The sequence below is a fragment of the Mycobacterium leprae TN genome (genome assembly GCF_000195855.1).
GTDB classification, from domain to species: Bacteria; Actinomycetota; Actinomycetes; order Mycobacteriales; family Mycobacteriaceae; genus Mycobacterium; species Mycobacterium leprae.
Window position 1 is genome coordinate 3,074,399 of sequence record NC_002677.1, and the last position, 23,565, is coordinate 3,097,963.

A 23,565-nucleotide genomic window follows, 5' to 3' on the forward strand; every position below is an offset into this window, starting at 1 on the left:
CACCAAGTACGGCGGGTTGGGAACCGGCGGCACACATGGCGGTCGTAAAACACCTAGTTGGTTGCCAAGATACTCCGCGAAATCCGTTGGGGTAGTGCTGCAGGTATAAGTTCGGACCGCAACTGGTTGACCCCGCCCCACCATAACCGCATAAACTCAGGTGTTTTAGCGAGTATCATTCCCCGAAGACCCGGAGACTGACACGGCATTGCTTAGCGAGGAGCATTCGACCCAGGAGTTATCTAACAGATAGTAATTATCGGCTATCTCAAGATCTGTAAGTAAGCAAACCAACTCGTCAAAGAATCAGGTGGACCTTCCAAAATTCAGGATCGGTGTTAGGGGAACTGAATTGATCGCACCGACCTAAACTGGTCGTAGTGGATGACAGTGCTTAATTAGCCGGGAGATCCGCGGCAGATAGGCGGTGCACTACCATGGACAACGACCAAAAGCGCGCGTCCTAGAACAGCTTTTCTAGCCCGCCGATGATGTGCCGTCAAGTGCGTCTACGAAGAATTTCAGGGTTAAGCTTCCAACGTGCTAAGCGAGATCGTCATCCCTCTCCAAGTAAATCGTCATCCCTCTCCAAGTAAACTAGTGTTGGGAAGCTCAGTTTGACCCGTCGGGTTACAGCCGCACACGTTAGCCCGTCGCGAAACACGGCCTGCATTCGGTGTGCTAATCCATTCCGCGTGCAAACTACCAGGGGTCTGGCGTTGTCGATTAAAAGGCTGCCAGAGTCCGTTTGTCCTCAACGGCTAAGCTGTCCTCCAGTTGCAGCGGCGAATAGTCGACATCGATCTACTCCAGCAGCCATCCGCGAGCACTGCTGATTGTCCCTTACCCGTCGCACCCCTTCGTCGCTGGAGTACTGCATGAACTCGTCAACCGACAAACCGAACGGGATGTCGGCGTCGTAGAGCGCAAAGCCTTCTTGGATGCGGCACAACACTAAATAAATGAACTGATTTATCCGCGTTTCAAACGCCGTCCAATTAGCGGCGACAGATGAAGGTGCCTCACGCCATATGGTGTCGCTTGTCATCGTCGATTCGGCAGACCAATTCCTGCACGCCGGGAATAACAGCGCCCTATGAAAATCGTAAGCCAGGAGTAGCATATCACCAACGCCAGTACGCCTTCGACGACGTGGTTGCAGATGACTGATGCCCGAACCTGTACGGCCGATGAGTGATCCGTCAACAATACCTCGAGGAATTCCAGCAGCTCTGGATAGAAGAAGATCTTACGGGTAGGGCGGAATTCCATCGAGGTAACGATGCAGATCGTAGCTGATACCTACGGCGTCTAGCCATAAGCGGAATACCTGCGTGCGTTTGGGTTGCTCGATCGCGACCTCCGGATACATCTCTTCTCCCAGCCACCCTTCGGCGCGCATCGCGCTCATGAACAGCTGGCTGTCCTTGGTGACTGCTTTTTCGCCGGTGGCGAACTCGTCGCACAGCCGGGTAGTAGCATCGCCCTCATGGTCCGACAGGGACTATGGTAGTCCTCACTGCCGCGAGAGAAGTCGTATCGGCTGGATTACAAAACTTTGCGTTTCCGCAGGCACACAGCTTCAAAGGCAAGCTCTCCCTGTTGAATCAGCCCACAACGAGCTATCCTATGCATGTGTGTTCACGATATTGAACTCCACGGATCATATCGAGACCGATTGTGTAGAAGCAGGTTTCGATGACACAGTGAAGGCCGCCGCCAACACTACGATAATCCGGAGCACGGCCAACACTGGATTGTCGGGAGTTAGCGTGTCCCGTCCCAGGACCGCATCCATACCGCGCAGGCATAGATCCCCATATGCAGAAAAATCATCATCAGCACCAATAACAGCGCGGCTGTATCACAGTCCGCATGCAGCTCACCTGCGCGCACCACCGGCCGCAGCAAGTCCAGGCAGTGGCAATGAACTACGGTCCCCACACTGACCCGGGCAACGGCGGCCAACGCCAAAGCCGCGACGGCATGGAGCCCCCTAACATCGATGACCATGTAATCATTCTGGTGTAATCTAACATAATAGTAAAACGCGTTGTCGGCTGGCCGTCAGAAGAGCACGCCGACGAACGTTAAGTTGGCCGCACGCTGGATAACAACAGCGGAGAAGGAATCAGTCAAGGTCTAGTTCGTCGATGCGGATTGCTTGCAAGAGAGCAGATTCCTGAGCGAGAAACACGGTAACCGATGTGTTAACCCAAAGCGGGGGGCTAGTGGAGATGGACACGATGTTGTCGCAATTGACTACTGAGGCCTGTTGTAGGCCGCTCTCGTTACCGACAGGCACCTCAGTCGACAGGTACACGGACAATGCTGGGGACTGGCACGACGGTAACGCGAGACAGATGCGGCCGGAAGAGTTCCGGGATCAGCATCAAAACGGGGCGCGCCTTGTCCAGATGTGCGGCGTGAATCGGCCGCATAAGTTCAGGCCTGGCGGAAGTTTCACCACATACCCAACCAGGGCATCCAGATCCGGACCAGTTCCCATAGCGGTAAGTTTCTGGGCATCGCGGGCTGCGATCTGGATTCACCGTTCGCTTTCAAGTGCACGCAACACCACTGCAGCGCAGCTCGGTGCGTGCTGCTCACCGACTCCCTGATTCCAGGAAGACGACGATGTCATCGGGTAACCGCACAGCAATCTGAGTGCTCATACCATTCCGGTATCGGAATGGTATGAGCACCCTAAGGAAACCAATGTCAAGAGTTCATCTGATAGGCCACGTTAATCGGCAGGACGTGTTTCTTCCAAGACTTGGTCGTAACGAGCCGAGTCGTTGACCGGACACGGATCATCCGCATTACGAAACGAGCCTGGTCGCCTGTGGTTCGAAAACTTGCTATTGAGCTCGACGGGATAGCGGTTGAAGTCATTGACGAGCAGCGCGAAGAGGTCGTCGAGCAGCAGCTCACTCATGCCAGACGATGCAGCATCCTCCAGGATCAACTGGGTATAGGGCACAGTCGCTAAAAGCTGGCCCACGCCGAAGACGAAGCCGATGTCCTTTTGCTGCGCTGCATCGGGAGTCAAGCTGACTAGCAGCGCGGCGAGCACATTGATCTACTCACGCAACAACGCAAAGTTGAGCAGGTGAGCATAGCTGCCGAACGTCGACCGCTAATCGTAGAACGCACCTCACCTAGGCTGCCCGTGGGCCCTGGGCAAACAAGAACGCCTCGTTGGACGTACCGACGCGACAACCCCAATCGGGGGCAATTCGCTATTCGGGGCGAGCAGGTAATTGAGCATAAACTCACCGAGCAACCCGATGTTGATGTGAACGGTACCTTCCAGCCGGGACAACTCTCCGATCTCACGGACCATCGTTTCGAAAAACATGTCCTGCTTCGCAGCCTAAGGCAACGATGAGATCAAAATAGGGCAGTGTGCCGGCGAGAGAACACCGAGAATAGCCGGTAGCGGTGCATGCAGCATCAGTGAACAGCCACCACACGTGAGTAAAGTCGGTGACGACAGTCCCATCCAGGCGGCGGTTGGACATGTGGGTGACGGCCTCGTAAACGGCGTGCGTACACATACCGACAGAACACCCACATCCCAAATCATACGTTGACGGCGTTGAAGGGGCAGTGTGGAAGGCCTTCGGGCCTTGGTAACCAGATAGTCGCGCAGCGCGTTAATTGGCAACGTAGTTTGCGCTTCATACCATATTCTTGATCAGATCATACCACTCATGTCTGGAAATCGGCAGCGAAAAATATATAATTTGCCAGGGACGGTCACTTCACCGAAGGTGAGGACCATCCGGGTGACTTTTACGTTGCCTATGTAGTCCTTCTAATCCAGCCAGTCCGTCCACCTTGACTCGGCCGCAAGATCATGTCGGGCTGGTAGACGTCGGCGCCGTGGGTCTGCTCCGACAGATCGAAGGCTAACACCTCACCGGCCTGCAGCTGGGCAGTGAACTTGCGCTTGGCGTCCTCGTTGACGCTCGATCCAGATCAGGACCAGACCGAAAGCAGTCACCTGGAAGGGGACCAGTAGCTGAGTCCGTAGAAGCCGATGAACTGGGCAAACTCGCTGATTCGGTAGGTGTCCCGACAGCAATCCAGGCCACCGTACTTGTCCGGCATAAGCAGAGAAGCAAAGACGTGCTCCCGCCCTACGAAATCGGATAAATCATCTAAGTATCACACACTCGCGGTCGTCGGACTTCAACCAGCGACTTCCCCGGAACTCGAAAAGTGCACCATCGCGGTCATGATCTCCCCAAGCGACGGTCTGGGTATTGGCGCTCCAAGCGGTTGGGATTTAGCAACATGACAATGTCTCCCTGGTACTCTCGGCAAGTTCCCGGGAGGCCGGTTCGGACAAGAACTAAGGTAAATGGCACTGCAAAAACGCGGCCACCGCGTGTCAGGAGAAAAACCGGGCCAGCAAATTGGCCAGTAGCACAATCAACTAAACCCAAACACCACTGTTTTCCTACCGCCGGACCTAGCTACCGGTTAAGTGTCAGAACTAAATACGGCTAGGAGCCCATAAATGTCACTGACATGCGCGTAACGTTCACGCATTAGTCAAGTGTTCATCCTTACCCCTGAATCGCGCAGAACTATCCGGAACCCTGGACTGATGAAGAGCAGCGAGTGGCTGACGCCATTACCTGGCTAGGCTAGCTCAAGGACAGCGGTGTAGAAACCATCGTCGACCTCACTGTGATCCTGCTAGGTCGTTACATCCCGCGCATCGCCCGTGGCGCAGCGTCCACTGAGTTCAACATTGTTGTGATGGCCGGCATGTACATCATAATAACGACGTACCGTTCTATTTCCACTAGTTCGGTGCGGGATGCGCCGTTGGACGGTCCAGAAATTATGACCTCCATAGTTCGTTCCGTGACATCGAGCTAGAGCATCGCTGACACCAGCATCAAGGCTGCGATCCTCAAATGCACCACCAGGCTTGCCTGGTGGTGCGCACAGGAGCCTAGGCACACAAACGCACCGGAGTCGCCCGACCTCCACCCACACCCATGCAGCGGCTAAAGCGCGGACTTCGATCAGCAGCGTCTTTTCACTGAAGAAGGCGCGTCAGGGCCACGTGATCATCGGCCATTCCGGCGACACCAACAACGTAGACTACCTCGAGGCACTCAATCAACAACGGCTCCTACCTGGGGATGGACCAGTTAGGCCTCGACGTAACCTCGCCGATCGAAGACCGAGTGAACAGTGTGACGCACATGTTCGGCCGCAGGCACGGCAGACAAGATGGTGTTGTCCCACGATGCCAACTGCTATATCCGACGCGCCGCCTGAGGCGCTGCATCTGGTGGACGCACCCAATTAGCATTTACCTGCGCACCCATAACGACGTGATCACCACACTGAAAAATTAACGTGGTATCAACGATGAACAGCTACACACCAGGCTTGTTGACAATCCGCGCAGCGCCTCCGAACACCAGGAAACTTATTAATTGAGCCGGTCCCCCGATCAGTTCATGCTGACTGCGCTCGTTCCCGACAAGCCCGCGGTCACGTGCTACGGGGTGATCGTAACCCGCCGCCCACGACCGGTCGACGAACCGGTTGGCCCAAGCGCTTTGGTGCACCCGGCCGACGGATCCAGGCTAAAAGCAGACGGCGTGAAAGAGTTGGCGCACAAACGTATTTTGTTATACACGGGAACACAAATCATCTAATTCGTCAGGACTCCGCTAAGGGACGACGGCGGAAAGGTGCGGCGATGGGCGGTGCGCACAAAAATCATGGCGCGATAGCATTCGCCTCAGTATGTATTGAGCTGGGGTACAACGGCCGGCTTGCGCCGACACTCCCAGCGGCGCAACGCCTCCCGGCAGGGTGACTCGACCAGCGCGTAGCTGACGGCGGCGATCGCGAAACTGAAGATCAGTGTTAGCATCAACACCATGAGCATCCGGCCGGTGAACGGGAAGGCTCCAAGCACCGGGAAGACCATAGCCAGCGCAGCAAGGTGCCACACGAACATGCCATAGGACCAGCGACCCAACGTCACCATGCCGGTGCTACCCAGTACGCGGTGCAACGTCTCGGGCCGGTCCAGGACCAACGGCGCCACCAACGCGAAAGCCACCAGGGAACCCATCGCCATCTTCACCGCGAATTGCGTGGCAGTGCCCGGCACCAACCCTTCCGGGCCAGCTAGCGGGGAAACCGCCACCAAGTAGGCCAACAGAGTCATAACAGCCATCGTCAAGCGGGAACGAGCCAACCGGTGTGGCAAACTGATACGACTATACGACCACTCCGCCAACAACATGCCCGCCGCAAACCAGGAGAAAAATGCCGGCGGCCAGGTCAGCGGATTAACGCCCGATCCAGTATGCACCGGCACCCAGCCCCAGGCCCAACTGATCACCACAGCGGCGGCTATCACCGGCACCCGGGCACGAACCGAGATCCTACGGGTCAACAACGCCAGGATAGGCAACGCCAGGTAGAAGCTGGCCTCGACGGACAGGCTCCACATCTGGGTCAGGCCGCTGGTCAGGGTGAGCGGAACGTAGATCTGGGTGAGCGTCAAGTTTGCCAACCATACGATCCAGCTGGCATGATTGGCGCCGGGTAACAGGGACAGAATCACGACGACTGCCACCAGATAGGCCGGCATGATGCGTACCACCCGCGATCGTAGGTAGTGGCTGGTGTGTGGTTGCTCATCCTTGGGCACCGGTTGTCTAGCCGTAGCGGCGTGTCCACGCCACAACAGGAACCCCGACAGCGCAAAAAACACCGCCACCGCGAGGTCGAAGCGGCCGAAGAGGCGGCCCACAATGCCGCTGGAGTGCCCCGTCTGAAAAGCGACATGGGTAACGACCACACCGATGGCCGCGCATGCACGCATACCTTCCACAGCGGGCAGAAAGCTGCGGATCCCACCCACCTGCTGGACGTCGGTCACGATTTTCCAGTCTGCCTAAGGCGCGTTGCTCTACGAATCAGGTGCATCCCGATGTCCCCAAAAATTACCCGGATAACCGCCGATAGGTTCGTAAGTAAAAGCCTTACATTCTGCTGTTAAGGTCAAACGGGTTTTACCTCGCTGCTTGGCCAGGTCGGAGCGGGTCGCGACCAACGAGTCCAGGGACCAGAAGGAGGATCACATCAACGTGAACCGAGCAGTCATTTTGCGGTTCACCGCATGCGGGATCATCGGGCTCGGCGCCGCCTTTTTGATCGCCGCATTGCTGCTGGCAACATATACTAGCAGCAGAATCACCAAAATCCCGCTTGATATCGACGCAACATTGGTTAGCGAAGGAAACGGAACCGCGCTCGATTCAAGCTCTTTGTCCAGTGAGCACATCATCGTCAACCAGAATGTGCCGCTAGTGTCCCAACAGCAGATCACTGTTGAGTCGCCGGCCAACGTTGACGTGGTCACGTTTCAGGTCGGTGTCTCGATTCGGCGCACCGATAAGCAAAAGGACACCGGACTACTGCTGGCCGTCGTCGACACCGTCACACTCAATCGTAAAACAGCGATGGCTGTTTCGGACGACACACACACCGGCGGCTCCATCCAGAAGCCGCGCGGATTCACTGACGAGAACCCGCCTACCGCCATCCCGTTGCGGCACGACGGATTGTCCTACCGGTTCCCCTTCCACACCGAGAAAAAGACGTATCCGTACTTCGACCCGGTAGCACAGAAGACGTTTGACGTTAATTACCAAAACCAAGAAGACATCAACGGTTTAACTACTTATCGCTTCACACAGAACGTCGGCTATGATGCCGACGGCAAGCTGGTGGCCCCAATAACCTACCCGTCGCTGTACGCCAGCGATGAGGACGGCAAAATCACCACCACCGCGGCGATATGGGGTTTGTCCGGGGATCCGTCGGAGCAGATCACCATGACCCGCTACTACGCCGCGCAGCGTACGTTCTGGGTGGATCCGGTGTCAGGCACCATCGTCAAGGAAACCGAGCACGTCAACCACTACTTTGCCCGCGATACACTAAAGCCAGAGGTGACGCTGGCCGATTACAAGGTCACTTCCACCGAAGAGACCATCGAATCTCAGGTCAACTCGGCCCGTGACGAACGGGACCGACTGGCGCTATGGTCGCGAGTGTTGCCGATCACGTTCACCGCGGTCGGCTTGATCACACTGCTAAGTGGTGGATTCCTGGCTTCGTTCAGCCTGCGGACCGAGAGCGCGCTGACCGAATCCGGTCTGGACCGGGCAAACCGCGACGCCTTCGGCCACTGCCGCACCGAGGAACCAGTTCCTGGCGCTGAAGCCGAGACCGAGAAACTGCCCACCCAACGCCCTGAACTGCGTGATTCTAGTATACTCAGCGTCAGTGCGCACCGACGACGTTCAAGCGAGTCGTCACCACCCAATTCGGGGCCAGCCGACCCTGGCCACCCTGAACGGGGATAACTCGGCAACGATGCGGGACAAAATGACCGATGGTATAAAGTACCTCCCGCGTGCGGGGAAACCGGGCAATCAGCACATCGCTCGGCGGCTGGGTCGTAGGGGTGAGTAGAGAGTTATACCACCGGTCCATGAGCTGGTCTCGACCCAGCTACGCGTTGGGGATGGCGCTACTAGTGGTTGGCCCGCTAATGCGGCCCGGCTACCTGCTGCTGCGCGACGCGGTGTCCACACCCCGGTCATATCTGTCCGATGCCGCCCTGGGATTGACGTCTGCACCGCGGTCGACGCCGCAAGATTTCGCGGTGGCGATGGCCTCGCATCTTGTCGACGGCGGTATCGTGGTGAAGTCAGCACTCGTCTTGGGGTTATGGCTGGCTGGATGGGGTGCGGCTCGACTGGTAGTGACGGCGCTGCCTTCGGCGGGTGTGGCTGGCCAGTTCGTCGCTAGCACACTGGCGGTCTGGAATCCCTATGTAGCCGAACGGCTGCTACAAGGCCATTGGAGCCTGCTGGTCGGCTACGGGTGCCTGCCCTGGGTTGCTGAGGCAATGCTAATGCTGCGATCATCCGACAATGCAAGCCGGCCGGGATTACTGGGGTTTTTCGCACTGGCTTGCTGGATCGCGCTGGCCGGGCTGACTCCAACCGGATTGATGCTCGCCGCGACAGTGGCGCTGATCTGCGTGGCTGTCCCAGTTGAGGGCCCTGGCGAGCCCAGGCCACGTTGGCTGTGCGCCGCAGCGACATTGGGCAGTGCGCTAGGAGCAGCGCTGCCCTGGCTAACAGCTTCGGCAGTGGGCACGTCATTGACCGCCCATACGGTGGCGAACACGCTCGGAGTCACGGTCTTTGCGCCTCGTGCCGAGCCTGGTCTAGGCACACTTGCCAGCCTGGCCAGCCTCGGCGGTATCTGGAATGGCGAGGCTGTACCCACTTCGCGGACAACACTTTTCGCGGTGCTATCGGCCACGGTACTGCTTGGGGTGGTGGTTGCGGGACTACCGGTAGCGGTGCGACGTCCAGCAGTAGTTCCGCTGCTGGTGCTGGCAGCGGTGGCGGTAGCGACACCTGCCGCTTTGGCAACAGGCCCGGGAATAGACATGCTAAAAGCAGTAGTCAATGCCGTGCCCGGCCTCGGAGTACTGCGCGACGGGCAGAAGTGGGTGGCGTTAGCGGTTCCGGGATACTCACTTGCGGGGGCCGGCGCAGTGGTGACGCTGGGACGCTGGCTAAGACCTTCAAGGCCCCTAAGTCCCGTAGTAACGGCGTTGGCGTGCTGTCTCGCGCTGATTCTGGCGCTGCCAGACCTAGCCTGGGGTGTGTGGGGCAAGGTTCAGCCAGTGCATTACCCGTCCGGATGGGCGGCCGTGGCGGCGACAATCAACGACCGAGGCGAAGGCCCAGGGTGGGTAGCGGTACTGCCCGCCGGAACCATGCGACGCTTCTCGTGGTCCGGGACCGCACCAGTGCTGGATCCGCTGCCCCGCTGGGTCCGCGACGACGTACTGACCACCGGTGATCTGATCATTTCCGGAGTGATGGTTGCTGGCGAAGGTAATCATGCCCGGGCGGCACAAGACTTGCTTCTGTCCGGGCCGAATCCTTCCGCCTTAACTGCGGCAGGAGTGGCCTGGCTTGTGGTTGAATCGGACACCGCCGGTGACATGGGTGCGTCTGCACGGACCCTCGCAGCGCTGCAGCCAACCTACCGTGACGATGCGATCGGACTTTATCGGATCGGCGGTAGCAACGCAAAGACAGCGCCTTCCCCCTACCGAGGGTTACTGATTGCCGCGCATCTGACTTGGCTGGTAATACTGGTCATGGCCGTGGTCGGCATGCAGATTACCCGGCACACTCACTTCCGCGACGTATCAAGTGTAGCCTTACTATCACGACGATAGCAACGGTTAAACTTCAGTGCTGGTTTTTACGGCCACTCTACTGAATAAAGTGGCTAAACTCTCGTTGTAGAGCCGGGGGGTTAAATTTGTGATAGCTGCGTCAGGCTGTATATCGACGTGGGCTCGATGCCAAGCTCACCATCAAGACGCCAAAGATCCCATAAGTGGGCAACACTAACTGACGAAGCGCCTTCGGCTCCTTGTCGCTAATCACAGCGACCACTGTCAACCTGGAAGTAGGACTTCGGGATTGGGAGTTCGAACGGGATTGGGAGTTCGAGCTGCGGCACCAAAGTACCTCATGGGTACGCATAGGCTCCGGATTAAGTACAAAGCATCAGTTGGTACGGGAAAGCTTCGCCTCACACACCGCCTGAGACCACGCCAGTTATGTAGTCGCCGGCCTGCACCGCTTCCAACACCGTACGCATTGCGCCAGCGCTTTGCCGCCAGGAAAACTCGAGGCTGCGGGCCTGCGCCTTAGCACCAAGTTGATCACGCAACACCGGATCAGTTAATAGTTCCTCGAGCCTATCCACCAGATCAGCGCGGTTATCCACCAATATCCCAGTCACCCCGTCGATGATCGAATCGGTTAGCCCCCCGGAGGACCGATAGCCAATAGTGGGCACGTTGTGCTGGGCCGCTTCCACCACCGCCAAACCCCATCCCTCCTTCCGCGAAGGCAAGAGATGCAGCCAAGAGCTTTGCAACACATGGTGCTTGGTCACGTCATCGACATGGCCATGGAAGGTCACCGCATCGGAAATCCCAAGTCGGTGCGCATGATCGACGAGACGTTGACGCCACCACCCACCGCCAACGATGTCAAGATGCAAACCCGGTATCCTCAAGCGTTGCCGCAGATCCGCGACGGCCTCCAGCGCATCTTCAACCTGCTTGTGCGGCACCAGCCGCGACAACACAACCACTCGCGGCGCAGCCCCGCGTGTGCCAGACAACGATTGCGCCGGCGCCTCGTCTAGACCGTTGCGCACCACAGCGATCCGCTCGTGATCCACGCCAAGAGCAACCAGATCGCGAGCCGACGGCAACGACACCGTCAAATATTGATTGCGGCGGTGCAACCGCGGGGACAACGTTGACTCGACATACCAGCCGAGCCGGCCGATCACCGGGCCGGCCACCGGCCACTGCTCACGATGACAATGGTGCACCAACACCACCACCCGGCTGCCATACAACAGTCGGGCCAGGAATGGCCAACCATTTTGGGTATCGACCACCACATCTGGACGCACCCGCCGCAGTGGTCCAAGCCCGAAGCGGGCCGCAGCCATCGCCAGCAATGCCCACAGGTACACCGAGTAGCGCCCGCCGGCGCGGCTAATCAGCACACCGTCAACCACTTCACGCCGTGACGCACCTGGATAACGTGCGGTGCGTAGCGTTACGGAGATACCTGATGCGGCCAGCTGTACACCGATGCGCTGCAAATAAGTTTCGCTACCGCCCCCCTGTGGGTGACCAATGTCACGCCAGCATAGTAACAATACCGAACCCAGATCACGTCGCGCTGCAAACATCGACCGCTAGCCTAGCGAGAAAGCGGCCTAGCGTAACGCTCACGTTGGACAGGTGGACACCAGACGTAGGGTGTGGCCGGTGGCCATCATCACCCCTCATGTAACTGACGTGTTCGCGCAGCGAGCGACATTGACCCGCTCGCTGCAGCTGCTGTCAGAATTTCGCTACGAGCAGCCGTATCCAGCCCGCTTCTACCGAGCATTGGCAGCCGATACCGTGGCTATGGTCGGTGATCTTTGGCTGTCGACACACGGTGCACCCCCGGTTGGCCGCATACTGCTCGACGTCGGTAGTGGGTCCGGATATTTCGCAGCAGCGTTTGCCGACGCCGGCGTCCGATACATCGGTGTCGAACCGGACCCAAGGGAGATGCACGCGGCGGGACCGGCTTTGGTACCGAAAGCAGGCGCGTTTGTCCGAGCTTCGGGCATGGCGTTACCCTTCGCCGATGACGCTGTAGACATCTGCTTGTCGTCTAATGTCGCCGAACACGTACCGCAGCCCTGGCAATTGGGCAACGAAATGCTGCGGGTGACCAAACCTGGCGGCCTAGTCGTGTTATCCTACACTATTTGGCTGGGCCCGTTCGGCGGGCACGAGATGGGCCTGACGCATTACCTAGGCGGTGCCCGTGCCGCCACCCGGTATGTTCGCAAACACGGTCATCGGGCAAAGAACGACTACGGGTCTTCGTTGTTTCCTGTGTCGGCGGCCGATGGCCTGAATTGGGCGGCCAGTACCGGGGTCGCGGTTGCCGCATTTCCTCGCTACCACCCGCGATGGGCCTGGTGGCTGACATCGGTGCCGGTACTACGGGAGTTCGTGGTGAGCAATCTGGTGCTAGTTCTGCGGCCACGATAGGCCAATGACAGTAGTTTACTGAACTATATTCTCGAGGCACTGCGGTTTGGGTAGGGGTGGCGCCATGGTCGCCATACGCAAAACAGAGTACGACAAACTCTTCACCGACTGAATCTGGACGCAACCATCGACCTCCAGCATCATCCAGGTGTACTGCCCGGACACCGGTGAGTATGTGTGCGAAGTACCGATGGCAGCGCCCGGCCGACATTGACGACGCAGTCGCCGCGGCGACTTCGGGATTCCACCGCAGTCCCTGGCCCTCGACGCCACCGACACTGGACACAGCCGTTAATCACTGCAGCGGTCTTAGGCAATGAAGGCCTGGTCAACACGCTGCTGACAGCTGAAACCAGTCAGACGCACACCATCACCGAGACGATGCATTGGATGAGTTCGAATGAAGCGAGGAACTTCTTTGCCGGCGCTGCGGACAAGAATCAAGTGTACCGAGATCCACAACGGCTCGTACGAGCAAACCATCGTCAGCCGGCGAACCGATTGTGCTGGTAAGCGCGATCGTCGCATGGAACGCGCCGCTGTTCCTGACGGTCAACAACCTGGGTCCGACGCTGCTAACCGGCTGCACAAGGGTACTAAAGCCGGCCACCGAAACCCCGTTGACCGCAAACGCTCTAGCCGAAGTTCTCGCTCCGGCGGACCTATCTGAGGGTATGCTCTCAGTAGTGTCGGGCGGCGTCCCAACCGGATAGGCCCTGACGTCGAACCCGGAAATCGACATAATTTACCTTCACCAACCGATTCGGCCGGCGGTAAGGAGGTCGGGCTGACCTGCTCAAGCCGTGCACCGTGGAGCTCGGCGGAAAGTCGTTGGCCATCCTCCTCGAGGAAGTTTACCTGTCCACCGCTATTCCGATGTTGGTGTTCTCTGGGGTGATGAACGCCGGGCAAGGCTTTGTGAATCAGGCCCGCATCCTGGCCCCACGTTCCGGGTACGACGAAATCGTGTCCGCGATCGAGGAGCACAGCACAAACATCGACAGACAAAAGCATCGGGAAGGTGAGTTCGGCTGGTGTGCAGCAATGGAAGCTGCGGTGCCGGCAACGGGTTTTTCGTGTAGCCCAAGGCATTCAAAGATATCGACAACAAGATAACGATCGACCAGGAGGAAATCTTTGGGTAGGTGCTAAGCATCATTGGTTATGCCACCGAGTCGTTGGCGATCACGATCGCCAACGACTCGGTGTATGAGCTAATCCGCAATATATAGACTATCCCCCTCGAAGGGCATTAAGATCTGTTTCGCAGATCTTAATGCCCTTCGAGGGGGATACGAAATCAATTGGTACACTTTCAATCCCAGCTTCCCCTTATATCCACTACAAAAACTCCGGAATCGGACGTGAAAACGAGCCCGAATAAGTCAAGCACATCACTCAACAAAAGAACGTGCTAACGACGATAGGCTACACAACCAGCTATAGAGCCGTGGCAGACCATAAGAGAAGAGCCAAGGTGCTTTGTGAGGCACACTGGCTTTTAGTTGAAGTCCAAGGCATAGATGTTAGCATCGGCCCTTCATGCGTCGGGCGGTGGGAGCTACCGAATGTAATACACGGTGTTGCCGGCCATTATAACCACCCCTATCCGTGGCACCGCAGCTACCGATCGGTGTGTCGGCATGCTTACACCAACTTGGTCCATGCCCCGGATTGTGGAGTCGAACCGTTCAAACACGGTAAAGGCCGTGTCAGTGGAGAGGCACCTCCCGCCGATCGTGTACCCGTAGATGACATCCGACACCACAGCAAGGTGGTTACGTGGGGGGAGGCATGTGCTACATCCTTCCACGAGCTGCCGTCGAACCTCGGTCTGCGGGGCGCAGCTTTTTGGCGTTCTGCCCCCGACCATTACGAGTTTGCCACCAATGCACCAGCCGTGCACCGACGCGATCGGTGGCGTGCAGCAATCAACGGCGGCGTTAAGCACGACACACGCCATGGCCAACCTGGTACGTGATGCGGGTCTCGGGTAAGAAACGCCATTTCGCCGCGGGCCAGACTCTGCACACAAGAGCAGCTGCAGCGCTTAGGACACCGAGGTCACCCACAACTTGGCCATCACCACCAGGATAATCAGCAGACCCAGCACCACATGCAGGCCTTGAGTCAGCCGGGTACAACCAGGGCGGCCACTGCCTCAGTGGTGCCCCCCGAAACCCGATGCTGGCTATCAGTACAGAAAACGCCACAGCCTAGTCGGAAAGCCATAGTGGTTGCCATGTTCTAGCCTGGACCCTGAGGTGCGTTCTGAATCGAATCACATCATCGCCCATCAAGCCACAAAACTCGCGATTCCCTCAGCCGCCGAACGGATCGCGGCTGCAGGGAGACCGATTCCAAACCACCCGATTGTAACGATACCCCAGTATTGACATCCTCTCCGGCATGGCCGACCCAGCTGACCCAGAACCATCCCTACGACCAATCCATAGCATGCTACACACAGACCACGGTTATCGCGCATAACATCCTCTAAAGATAACGTGCACTTAATAGGATATCATCAGATAATTTCATTTAGGATGCCGTGCTGACGCACATCAACTTGGCTGGCCACGCAATTACATCGTTTTATATCCAGCGTCGCCAATATCAACAGCGATATCGGTTTCAGTGGTGGGTCGTTGTTCCACATTGCTGTCACCGGCAAACATGCTGGGCGTCCCTGTGGTCAACGTCGACAGCTTTCCCCGAAGCCCTGGTGAAGGGCGGCATTCTGTCCGGCCGAGATGTCTCTGGTCACTTGCCTGCGGCTGGGCGACGACGTGGAGCCGTAAGCGCGGATCGGTCAGGACGGTAATCTAGTATGGCCGTCGCCCGGGCGGTGGTCGACGAGAACATGAACGACGTGGCTGTTGGCTGAGGTGGTGGAAATAATTTACCGGCCGCCGACATGGATAAGCGGTTACTTGGAACAACTCGACGGCTACCTCGGAGGTGTTTGCTAGCCCCTGGTTCCATACCGAGGACCTCGTTTGAATGGACGAAAATGGCTACGTCTGGTAGGTGGATAGCAAGCAAGAAGGACACGAGCATCACCGGTGGTGATAACATCTACTGCTTTGAGGCAGAGAACATCCTCGCCGGCCATCCCGACATCGTCGAGGTCTCCACCAGCGGGTGAGCTCACGAAAAGTGGAGCGAGGTGCCGACCGCGGCTGTAAAGAATGAGCATTTGCGGCTAGCAAGGACTAACTTAACTTGAGTTCCTGCCTGATCGGCTCGCGCGCTACAAACACCCCGCAGCGCTTGAGATCGTTACCAATCCGCTTCGCAACCCAGCCGGGAAGGTGCCCAAAAAATTAAACCGCCATTGCATTTTGACGTTTAGTGAGGGTTACGAAAGAAATTCGGTGCCAAGATCAAGATATTTAGATAACCAAAGAAGATTGTTGACAGAGTCGAAAAGTTGTCCTCTGAGCGTTGACAAAAGATCAATTCGGCAGATGCGATGCACATGCGGTAGACCATCGGGTACATTCCTCTGGTCTCCGTTACCACTTGTTGGGTAGGGAGCCGATGGTTACTTCAGTACGGCCGAAACAAGGAGGTGGCGTTGTGACACGATCTGCCGAGGCATATATGGTTCCGGCGTGAGGGGTCAGCGGTGACGACGGAGACGCGCTCGAGCCTGGTCGAGTACGCCCACACCAAACTCCAGACGCCACTGGTTCTTGTTGGCGGGTTCTTCCGAATGCTCGTCCTGACCGGAAAGGCGTTGTTCCGGCGGCCATTCCAATGGCGCGAGTTCATATTACAGTGCTGGTTCATCATGCGGGTTGCATTTCTGCCGACCGTCATGGTGTCGATTCCGCTGACCGTGCTGCTGATCTTCACCCTCAACGTTCTGCTGGCTCAGTTCAGCGCTGCAGACTTATCTGGCGCGGGCGCGGCGATCGGGGCCGTCACCCAGCTCGGCCCGTTGACCACGGTGCTGGTGGTGGCCGGCGCCGGATCGACGTCCATCTGTGCGGACCTGGGTGCGCGCACTATCCGCGAGGAGATCGACGCGATGGAGGTTCTCGGCATCGACCCCATACATAGACTGGTAGTGCCCCGGGTCCTTGCCGCGACGCTGGTAGCCACGCTGCTCAACGGCTTGGTCATCACCGTAGGCCTAGTGGGCGGCTACCTCTTCGGAGTTTACCTGCAGAATGTGTCGGGCGGTGCCTATCTTGCTACTCTCACCACTATTACCGGTCTTCCCGAAGTGGTGATCGCGACTGTCAAAGCCGCGACGTTCGGACTCATCGCTGGCTTGGTCGGCTGTTATCGCGGGCTGATCGTACGCGGTGGTTCCAACGGACTGGGCGCCGCCGTCAACGAAACCGTGGTGCTTTGCGTGGTCGCGTTGTACGCGGTCAATGTGGTGCTGACCACCATCGGCGTGCGCTTCGGAACTGGACACTGAAACATGTCGACCGCTGCCGTGTTGCGCGCCCGTTTTCCGCGGGCTGCCGCCAATCTGAATCGTTATGGCGGAGCCGCGGCCCGCGGAATTGACGACATCGGCCAAATGAGCTGGTTTGGCCTGATCGCCCTCGGAAACATCCCTAATGCCCTGAGCCGCTATCGCAAGGAAACGCTGCGCCTGATAGCCCAGATCGGGATGGGTACTGGTGCAATGGCTGTCGTTGGTGGCACCGCCGCGATCGTCGGGTTCGTCACGCTCTCCGGTAGCTCTCTGGTCGCTATCCAGGGTTTCGCGTCGCTGGGGGCCATCGGTGTCGAGGCGTTTACCGGCTTCTTCGCTGCACTGATCAACGTGCGCATCGCTGCCCCCGTGATCACAGGTATCGTCATGGCGGCCACCGTCGGCGCCGGCGCCACCGCCGAACTAGGGGCGATGCGTATCAGCGAAGAGATTGATGCCCTGGAAGTGATGAGCATCAAGTCGATCTCGTTTCTGGTGACTACTCGGATTTTGGCCGGGCTGGTCGTGATCGTTCCACTTTACGCGGTGGCGATGATCATGGCGTTTCTGTCTCCACATATCATCACGACGGTGCTCTACGGGCAGTCGAATGGCACGTATGAGCACTACTTCCGAACATTCCTGCGCCCCGATGACGTTTTCTGGTCGTTCTTGGAGGCCGTGATCATCACGGCGGTTGTGATGATCACGCATTGCTACTACGGGTATACCGCCAACGGCGGACCTGTCGGCGTCGGTGAGGCCGTCGGGCGGTCGATGCGTTTCTCTTTGGTGTCAGTGCAGGTTGTAGTTTTATCCGCCACGTTGGCGCTCTACGGCGTAGATCCCAACTTCGCTTTGACGGTATAGCCGATGACATCATCAACAAAGATCAACGCGTCACGAAAGCCGCCGTACAAGTTGGCCGGGGTTGGCTTGTTGGTCGTGGCTGTAGTGATTTTCGGCTTGGTCTACGGGCAGTTTCGGGGAAATTTCACCCCTAAGTCCAAGTTGACGATGCTGGCCGATCGGGCTGGGTTGGTGATGGATCGGGGCTCGAAGATAACCTACAACGGGGTTAAAATTGGCCGGGTCGCCGACATCTCGGAGACTGTGCGGAACGGCAGGCCGGTCGCCGAATTCACTTTGGATGTGTATCCGCGGTACCTGTCTCTAATTCCGGCCAATGTGAACGCCGACATCAAGGCGACCACGGTCTTCGGCGGTAAGTATGTGTCCTTGACGACGCCGGAACATCCGTCGCAGAAAAGGCTCACCCCGCAGACCGTGATCGACGCCAGGTCGGTGACCACGGAGATCAACACATTGTTCCAGACCATAACCTTGATCGCGGAGAAAGTGGATCCGATCAAGCTAAACCTGACGCTGAGCGCGGCCGCACAATCACTGGCTGGGCTTGGCGAGAGGTTCGGACAATCAATCGTCAATGGAAATTCGGTTCTTGACGACGTCAACTCGCAGCTGCCGCAGGCTCGTCACGACATCCAACAGCTGGCGTCCCTGGGGGACACTTATGCTAACTCCGCTTCGGATTTTTTTGATTTCCTTAATAATTCGATCGTCACGTCGCGCACGATCAACCAGCAGCAGAAGGACTTGGACCAAGTGTTATTGGCCGCGGTCGGGTTCGGCAACACCGGCGCGGATATCTTCTCCCGCAGTGGGCCGTATCTGGCGCGGGGTGCCGCCGACCTAGTGCCCACGGCCCAGTTGTTGGATACCTACAGCCCGGCGATTTTCTGCACCCTGCGCAATTATCATGACATCGAACCCAAGGTCACATCGTTTCTCGGCGGCAACGGCTACTCTATCAATGATCATGTCGAGCTGCTGTCGGGGTTGGGATTCCTGCTGAACCCGACATCAGCGATATCCATCATCGGGGCAGGAGTCCTCTCACAAGGACTCCTAGCTCCACTCGGGCTAGCCGGAGTGGTCAACGGGGCAGCCAATCCCTACATCTATCCGGAAAATCTGCCGCGGGTCAACGCTCGGGGTGGGCCGGGGGGGGCGCCGGGTTGTTGGCAGCACATCACCCGTGATCTCTGGCCCACGCCCGAGTTAGTCATGGACACCGGCAACAGCATTGCGCCATACAACCACTTGGATAGCGGTTCGCCATACGCCATCGAGTACGTCTGGGGCCGTCAAGTAGGGGATAACACAATCAACCCATGAAACTCACCGGTACTGTCGTCCGCCTCAGCATCTTTTCGTTGGTGCTGTTGCTGTTTACTGTGATGATCATAGTGGTGTTTGGTCAGATGCGTTTCGGCCGGACCAATGGGTATACGGCGGAGTTCACCAACATCAGCGGTCTGCGGACGGGCCAGTTTGTCCGTGCCTCGGGAGTGGAGGTGGGCAAGGTCAACTCTGTTGCACTGATCAATGGCGGCACGAGGGTCCGGGTGAAATTCAACGTCGACCGCTCAGTGCCACTGTATCAGTCGACGACAGCACAGATCCGCTACCTCGACTTGATTGGCAATCGTTATCTGGAGCTCAAGCACGGCGAGGGACAAGGATCGGAAAAGATAATGCCGGCGGGTGGACTCATCCCGCTGTCAAGGACGTCGCCGGCGCTTGATCTCGACGCGTTGATTGGTGGTTTCAAACCGCTGTTTCGGGCGCTGGACCCCGACAAGATCAACACCATCGCCTCGGCCATCGTCGCCGCGTTCCAGGGTCAGGGCGGAACTATAAACGACATCCTCGACCAAACCGCTCAGCTGACCACTGCTATTGGCGAGCGTGACCAAGCGATCGGTGAGGTGGTTAAGAATTTGAACGTCGTGTTGGACACGACCGTTCGGCATCGCAAAGAATTCGACCAGACCGTCAACAACCTCGAGATATTGATCACCGGGCTCAAGGATCACGGTGATCAATTGGCGGGAAGCTTTGCGCACATTAGCAACGCCGCGGGGACAGTGGCCAATCTTCTGGCTGAGGACCACGCACTGTTACACAAATCGATCAACTATCTGGATGGGATTCAGCAGCCGCTGATCGATCAGAGGCTGCAGCTGGAAGACTACCTTCATAAGTTGCCGACCGTGTTGAACCAGATCGGGCGCACGATCGGTTCCTACGGGGATTTCGTGAACTTCTACTCCTGTGACATCACGCTCAAGATCAACGGGTTGCAGCCTGGTGGACCCGTCCGCACGGTCCGGCTTTTCCAGCAGCCGACGGGTCGGTGCACGCCGCAATGAGAACGCTGGAACTCCCCAATCGACTTCGCAGTGGGCTCATCGGAGTCCTGGTGGTCCTTCTCATCATCGGTGTGGGCCAAAGCTTCACCAGTGTCCCGATCTTGTTCGCCCGACCCAGCTACTACGGGCAGTTCACCGACACCGGTGGACTCAACAAGGGCGACAAGGTGCGCATTGCCGGCATGGATGTTGGCAAGGTGGAGGCGCTGAAGATCGACGGTGACCACGTCGTGATCAAGTTCTCCATCGGCACTAACCGCATCGGCACTGCGAGTCGGCTGGGGATCCGCACCGACACCGTACTCGGCAAGAAGGTCCTCGAGGTCGAGACGCGCGGCACCCAGCTGTTACGGCCCGGGGACAGTTTGCCGTTGGGCCAAAGCACGACTCCCTACCAGAGCTATGATGCGTTCTTCGACGCCACCAAGGTCGCTTCGGGCTGGAACATTGACACCATCAAGCAGTCGCTGAAGGTGGTGTCGGAAACCATTGATCAAACATACCCGCATCTAAGCGCTGCACTCGATGGTGTGGCCAAGTTCTCCGACACCATCGGCGCACGCGACAAGGAGATCAAACACCTGATTGCGCAGGCCAACCAAGTGGCTAGTGTCCTCGGTGACCGTGGCGCACAAGTGGACCGATTGTTGGTCAACACCAAGACTTTGATCGCGGCGTTCAACGAACGCGGACGTGCCGTCGATGCATTGCTGGGTAACGTCGCTGCGTTTGCTGCCCAGGTGCAAAGATTGATCAACGACAACCCGAACCTCAATCACGTGCTGGAACAGTTGCACCAGCTGAGTGGCATCTTGGTTCAGCACAAAGACGACCTGGCTAATACTCTCATTCAGGTCGCCGCATTCTTACCATCGTTGAATGAGGCCATCGGGTCGGGACCCTTCTTCAAGGTGGTCTTGCACAACTTGGCGCCGTATCAGATTTTGCAGCCGTGGGTCGACGCCGCGTTTAAGAAGCGCGGTATCGACCCAGAGAACTTCTGGCGCAGCGCCGGGTTGCCGGAATTCCGGTTTCCCGACCCCAACGGCACCCGCTTCCCGAATGGCGCACCGCCGCCTGCGCCACCGGTGCTAGAGGGCACCCCGGAAAATCCGGGACCGGCTGTTCCACCGGGATCGCCATGCTCCTACACTCCGGCGCATCCGGGCGGCAATAACACCATCGGGGATGAAATGGGTCTGCCCCGGCCGTGGAATCCGCTCCCATGCGCTGGTGCGACAGCAGGACCGTACGGTGGACCCGCCTTCCCGGCGCCGATAGACGTCCAAACGTCGCCACCGAACCCCGATGGGCTGCCACTGCTGCCAGGCATCGCGATTGCTGGGCGGCCGGGTGATCCAGCTCCGAACGTCCCAGGTACTCCGGTGCCCCTACCGCCGAACGCGCCGCCAGGTGCGCGCACCGAGCAGCTGGCACCTGCCGCCCCGGCGCAGGATTCATCGGCACCGCATGAGCCCAGGGAACAGCTGTCAGCACCGTTGATTAACCCGGGAGGCACAGGAGGTAGCGGCGGCGCAGGAGGTAGTCGGAATTGAGTACCATCTTTGATGTCCGCAAGCTGAAGCTATTGAGGCTGTCACGAGCCCCGGTGATTGTAGGGTCATTGGTGGTGGTACTAGCCCTCGTCGTCGGATTCGTCGGTTGGAGGCTTTACCAGAAGCTGACGAACAACACTGTTGTTGTTTACTTCCCTGCCGCGACCGCGCTCTATACCGGAGACAAGGTCCAGATCATGGGTTTGCGCGTTGGTTCGATCGACTCGATCGTGCCGGCCGGCGACAAGATGAAGGTGACTTTTCATTACCAGAACAAGTACAAGGTTCCCGCCAATGCGTCCGCGGTGATCCTCAACCCCACCTTGGTAGCGTCCCGCTCGATCCAGTTGGAGCCGCCTTATAAGGGTGGCCCTGCGTTGGGAGATAACGCGGTGATCCCGCTCGAGCGCACCCAGGTTCCGGTGGAGTGGGACGAACTGCGGGATAGCATCACCAAAATCATCTCCAAACTCGGCCCGACTAAAGAGCAGCCGAAAGGTCCTTTCGGTGACGTTATCGAATCGTTCGCCGATGGGCTGGCCGGTAAAGGCAAGCAGATTAACGCCACGCTGGACAGCCTCTCGCGAGCGTTGACCGCATTGAACGAAGGTCGTGGCGACTTTTTCGCGGTGCTACGCAGCTTGGCGCTGTTCGTCAACGCACTGCACACCGACGATCAGCAGTTTGTTGCCTTGAACCAAAACCTGGCCGACTTCACCACTCGACTTGCGCATTCCGACACCGATTTGTCCAGTGCGTTACAGCAATTCAACAGTATGTTGTCCACGGTGCAGTCGTTCCTCGTTAAGAACCGCGAGGTACTGGCCGCCGATGTCAATAACCTGGCCACAGTGAACAACACGGTAGTTCAGCCAGAGCCGCTGAACGGGGTGGAAACCTTTCTGCACGTCGCCCCGACGGCCGCGGCGAATATGAACCAGCTTTATCACCCGGCTCACGGTTCCGTTGTTGGTGTTCCGACGATCACCAACTTCGCGAACCCGATGCAGTTCATTTGCAGCGCAATTCAGGCTGGCAGCCGATTAGGCTATCAGGAGTCCGCCGAACTTTGCGCGCAATATCTTTCCCCGGTCCTGGATGCGATCAAGTTCAACTATTTCCCGTTTGGTTTAAACCTGTTCAGTACGGCGGAGGTGCTTCCCAAGGAGGTCGCCTACTCTGAGGCGCGGCTGCAGCCGCCGAGTGGGTACAAGGACACGACCGTCCCGGGGATCTGGGTGCCGGACACGCCGTTGTCACACCGCAACACCCAACCCGGCTGGATTGTCGCCCCGGGAATGCAAGGGCAGCAGGTCGGGCCGATTACGGCGGCCCTGATGACTCCCGACTCGCTAGCTGAGCTCATGGGTGGCCCGGATATCGAGCCTATTCAATCCAACCTGCAGACGCCACCGGGACCGCCGACCGCGTACGACGAGCACCCGGTTCCACCACCCATCGGCTTGCAGGCGTCGGTGCCTATACCGTCGCCAAGACCTGATGTGGTGCCTGGTCCGGTTGCTCCGACACCGTCGCCCGCGGCCAACGTCGGCGACCCACCGCTGCCCGCTGAGTTAGGAGCAGGCCAGTGAGGCGTGC

General features: G+C 58.1%; 15 protein-coding genes and 4 pseudogenes. 14 read left to right on the plus strand and 5 right to left on the minus strand.

The genetic code is table 11. From position 1 onward, the window contains the following. Positions 1–726 precede the first annotated feature (726 nt). The 3 genes and pseudogenes from ML_RS13180 to ML_RS18275 form a co-directional block, all read right to left on the minus strand. A pseudogene (locus tag ML_RS13180) lies at positions 727–1,592 on the minus strand (R2-like ligand-binding oxidase). A gap of 175 nt (positions 1,593–1,767) precedes the next feature. Then, positions 1,768–2,013, minus strand: a complete 246-nt coding sequence (locus tag ML_RS13185; protein ID WP_049769913.1) for a hypothetical protein — start codon at positions 2,011–2,013, stop codon at positions 1,768–1,770. A 708-nt stretch (positions 2,014–2,721) separates the two neighbouring features. After that, positions 2,722–4,304: pseudogene (locus tag ML_RS18275) on the minus strand (acyl-CoA dehydrogenase). Positions 4,305–4,701: 397 nt separating this feature from the next. On the opposite strand from ML_RS18275, the gene ML_RS17005 reads away from it, so the two are divergent. Then, the gene (locus ML_RS17005; RefSeq protein ID WP_231846656.1) at positions 4,702–4,896 is read left to right on the plus strand and encodes a phosphotriesterase-related protein; all 195 of its coding nucleotides are present in this window, start codon (positions 4,702–4,704) and stop codon (positions 4,894–4,896) included. Between the two features lie 269 nt (positions 4,897–5,165). Further along, entirely contained in the window at positions 5,166–5,384 is a 219-nt protein-coding gene (locus ML_RS19725; protein WP_368730473.1) for a hypothetical protein, read from the plus strand. A 370-nt stretch (positions 5,385–5,754) separates the two neighbouring features. Here the strand turns inward: ML_RS19725 and ML_RS13200 are convergent. Next, positions 5,755–6,934, minus strand: a pseudogene (locus ML_RS13200) (acyltransferase family protein). Positions 6,935–7,139: 205 nt separating this feature from the next. Between ML_RS13200 and ML_RS13205 the strand changes: the two are divergent. After that, positions 7,140–8,423: a PorA family protein gene (locus tag ML_RS13205; protein WP_010908969.1), complete on the plus strand. Its 1,284-nt coding sequence runs from the start codon at positions 7,140–7,142 to the stop codon at positions 8,421–8,423. Positions 8,424–8,551: 128 nt separating this feature from the next. Next, entirely contained in the window at positions 8,552–10,327 is a 1,776-nt protein-coding gene (locus tag ML_RS13210) for a hypothetical protein (protein ID WP_049769914.1), read from the plus strand. A gap of 362 nt (positions 10,328–10,689) precedes the next feature. Here ML_RS13210 and ML_RS13215 read toward each other — a convergent pair whose 3' ends face one another. Next, positions 10,690–11,874, minus strand: coding sequence for a glycosyltransferase family 4 protein (locus tag ML_RS13215; RefSeq protein WP_010908971.1), 1,185 nt, complete (start codon positions 11,872–11,874; stop codon positions 10,690–10,692). Between the two features lie 52 nt (positions 11,875–11,926). On the opposite strand from ML_RS13215, the gene ML_RS13220 reads away from it, so the two are divergent. The 10 genes and pseudogenes from ML_RS13220 (at position 11,927) to ML_RS13255 (ending at position 23,558) form a co-directional block, all read left to right on the plus strand. Beyond that, on the plus strand, positions 11,927–12,736 hold the full coding sequence (locus tag ML_RS13220) for a class I SAM-dependent methyltransferase (RefSeq protein ID WP_010908972.1): 810 nt from the start codon (positions 11,927–11,929) through the stop codon (positions 12,734–12,736). A 503-nt stretch (positions 12,737–13,239) separates the two neighbouring features. Then, positions 13,240–13,449 (plus strand): aldehyde dehydrogenase family protein, encoded by a 210-nt coding sequence (locus ML_RS17635; RefSeq protein ID WP_269147038.1) that lies wholly within the window; start codon positions 13,240–13,242, stop codon positions 13,447–13,449. A 97-nt stretch (positions 13,450–13,546) separates the two neighbouring features. Next, positions 13,547–13,852 carry an aldehyde dehydrogenase family protein gene (locus ML_RS17640; RefSeq protein ID WP_269147039.1) on the plus strand — a complete coding sequence of 102 codons (306 nt, stop codon included), beginning with the start codon at positions 13,547–13,549 and terminating at the stop codon, positions 13,850–13,852. A 1,432-nt stretch (positions 13,853–15,284) separates the two neighbouring features. Next, a pseudogene (locus ML_RS17015) lies at positions 15,285–16,059 on the plus strand (AMP-binding enzyme); the annotation flags it as partial. 395 nt (positions 16,060–16,454) lie between these two features. After that, positions 16,455–17,171 carry an MlaE family ABC transporter permease gene (locus ML_RS13230; protein WP_414085573.1) on the plus strand — a complete coding sequence of 239 codons (717 nt, stop codon included), beginning with the start codon at positions 16,455–16,457 and terminating at the stop codon, positions 17,169–17,171. Positions 17,172–17,174: 3 nt separating this feature from the next. After that, complete coding sequence (locus tag ML_RS13235) at positions 17,175–18,044, plus strand: MlaE family ABC transporter permease (RefSeq protein WP_010908974.1); 870 nt, start codon at positions 17,175–17,177, stop codon at positions 18,042–18,044. A gap of 3 nt (positions 18,045–18,047) precedes the next feature. Continuing rightward, positions 18,048–19,373 (plus strand): cell invasion protein Mce1A, encoded by a 1,326-nt coding sequence (gene mce1A, locus ML_RS13240; protein WP_010908975.1) that lies wholly within the window; start codon positions 18,048–18,050, stop codon positions 19,371–19,373. Then, on the plus strand, positions 19,370–20,410 hold the full coding sequence (locus ML_RS13245) for a virulence factor Mce family protein (protein WP_010908976.1): 1,041 nt from the start codon (positions 19,370–19,372) through the stop codon (positions 20,408–20,410). Before mce1A ends, ML_RS13245 begins: the two co-directional genes overlap by 4 nt. Further along, positions 20,407–21,966, plus strand: coding sequence for a virulence factor Mce family protein (locus tag ML_RS13250; RefSeq protein ID WP_010908977.1), 1,560 nt, complete (start codon positions 20,407–20,409; stop codon positions 21,964–21,966). The genes ML_RS13245 and ML_RS13250 overlap by 4 nt, the downstream gene beginning before the upstream one ends. Continuing rightward, complete coding sequence (locus ML_RS13255; RefSeq protein WP_010908978.1) at positions 21,963–23,558, plus strand: virulence factor Mce family protein; 1,596 nt, start codon at positions 21,963–21,965, stop codon at positions 23,556–23,558. Before ML_RS13250 ends, ML_RS13255 begins: the two co-directional genes overlap by 4 nt. Positions 23,559–23,565: the final 7 nt, after the last annotated feature.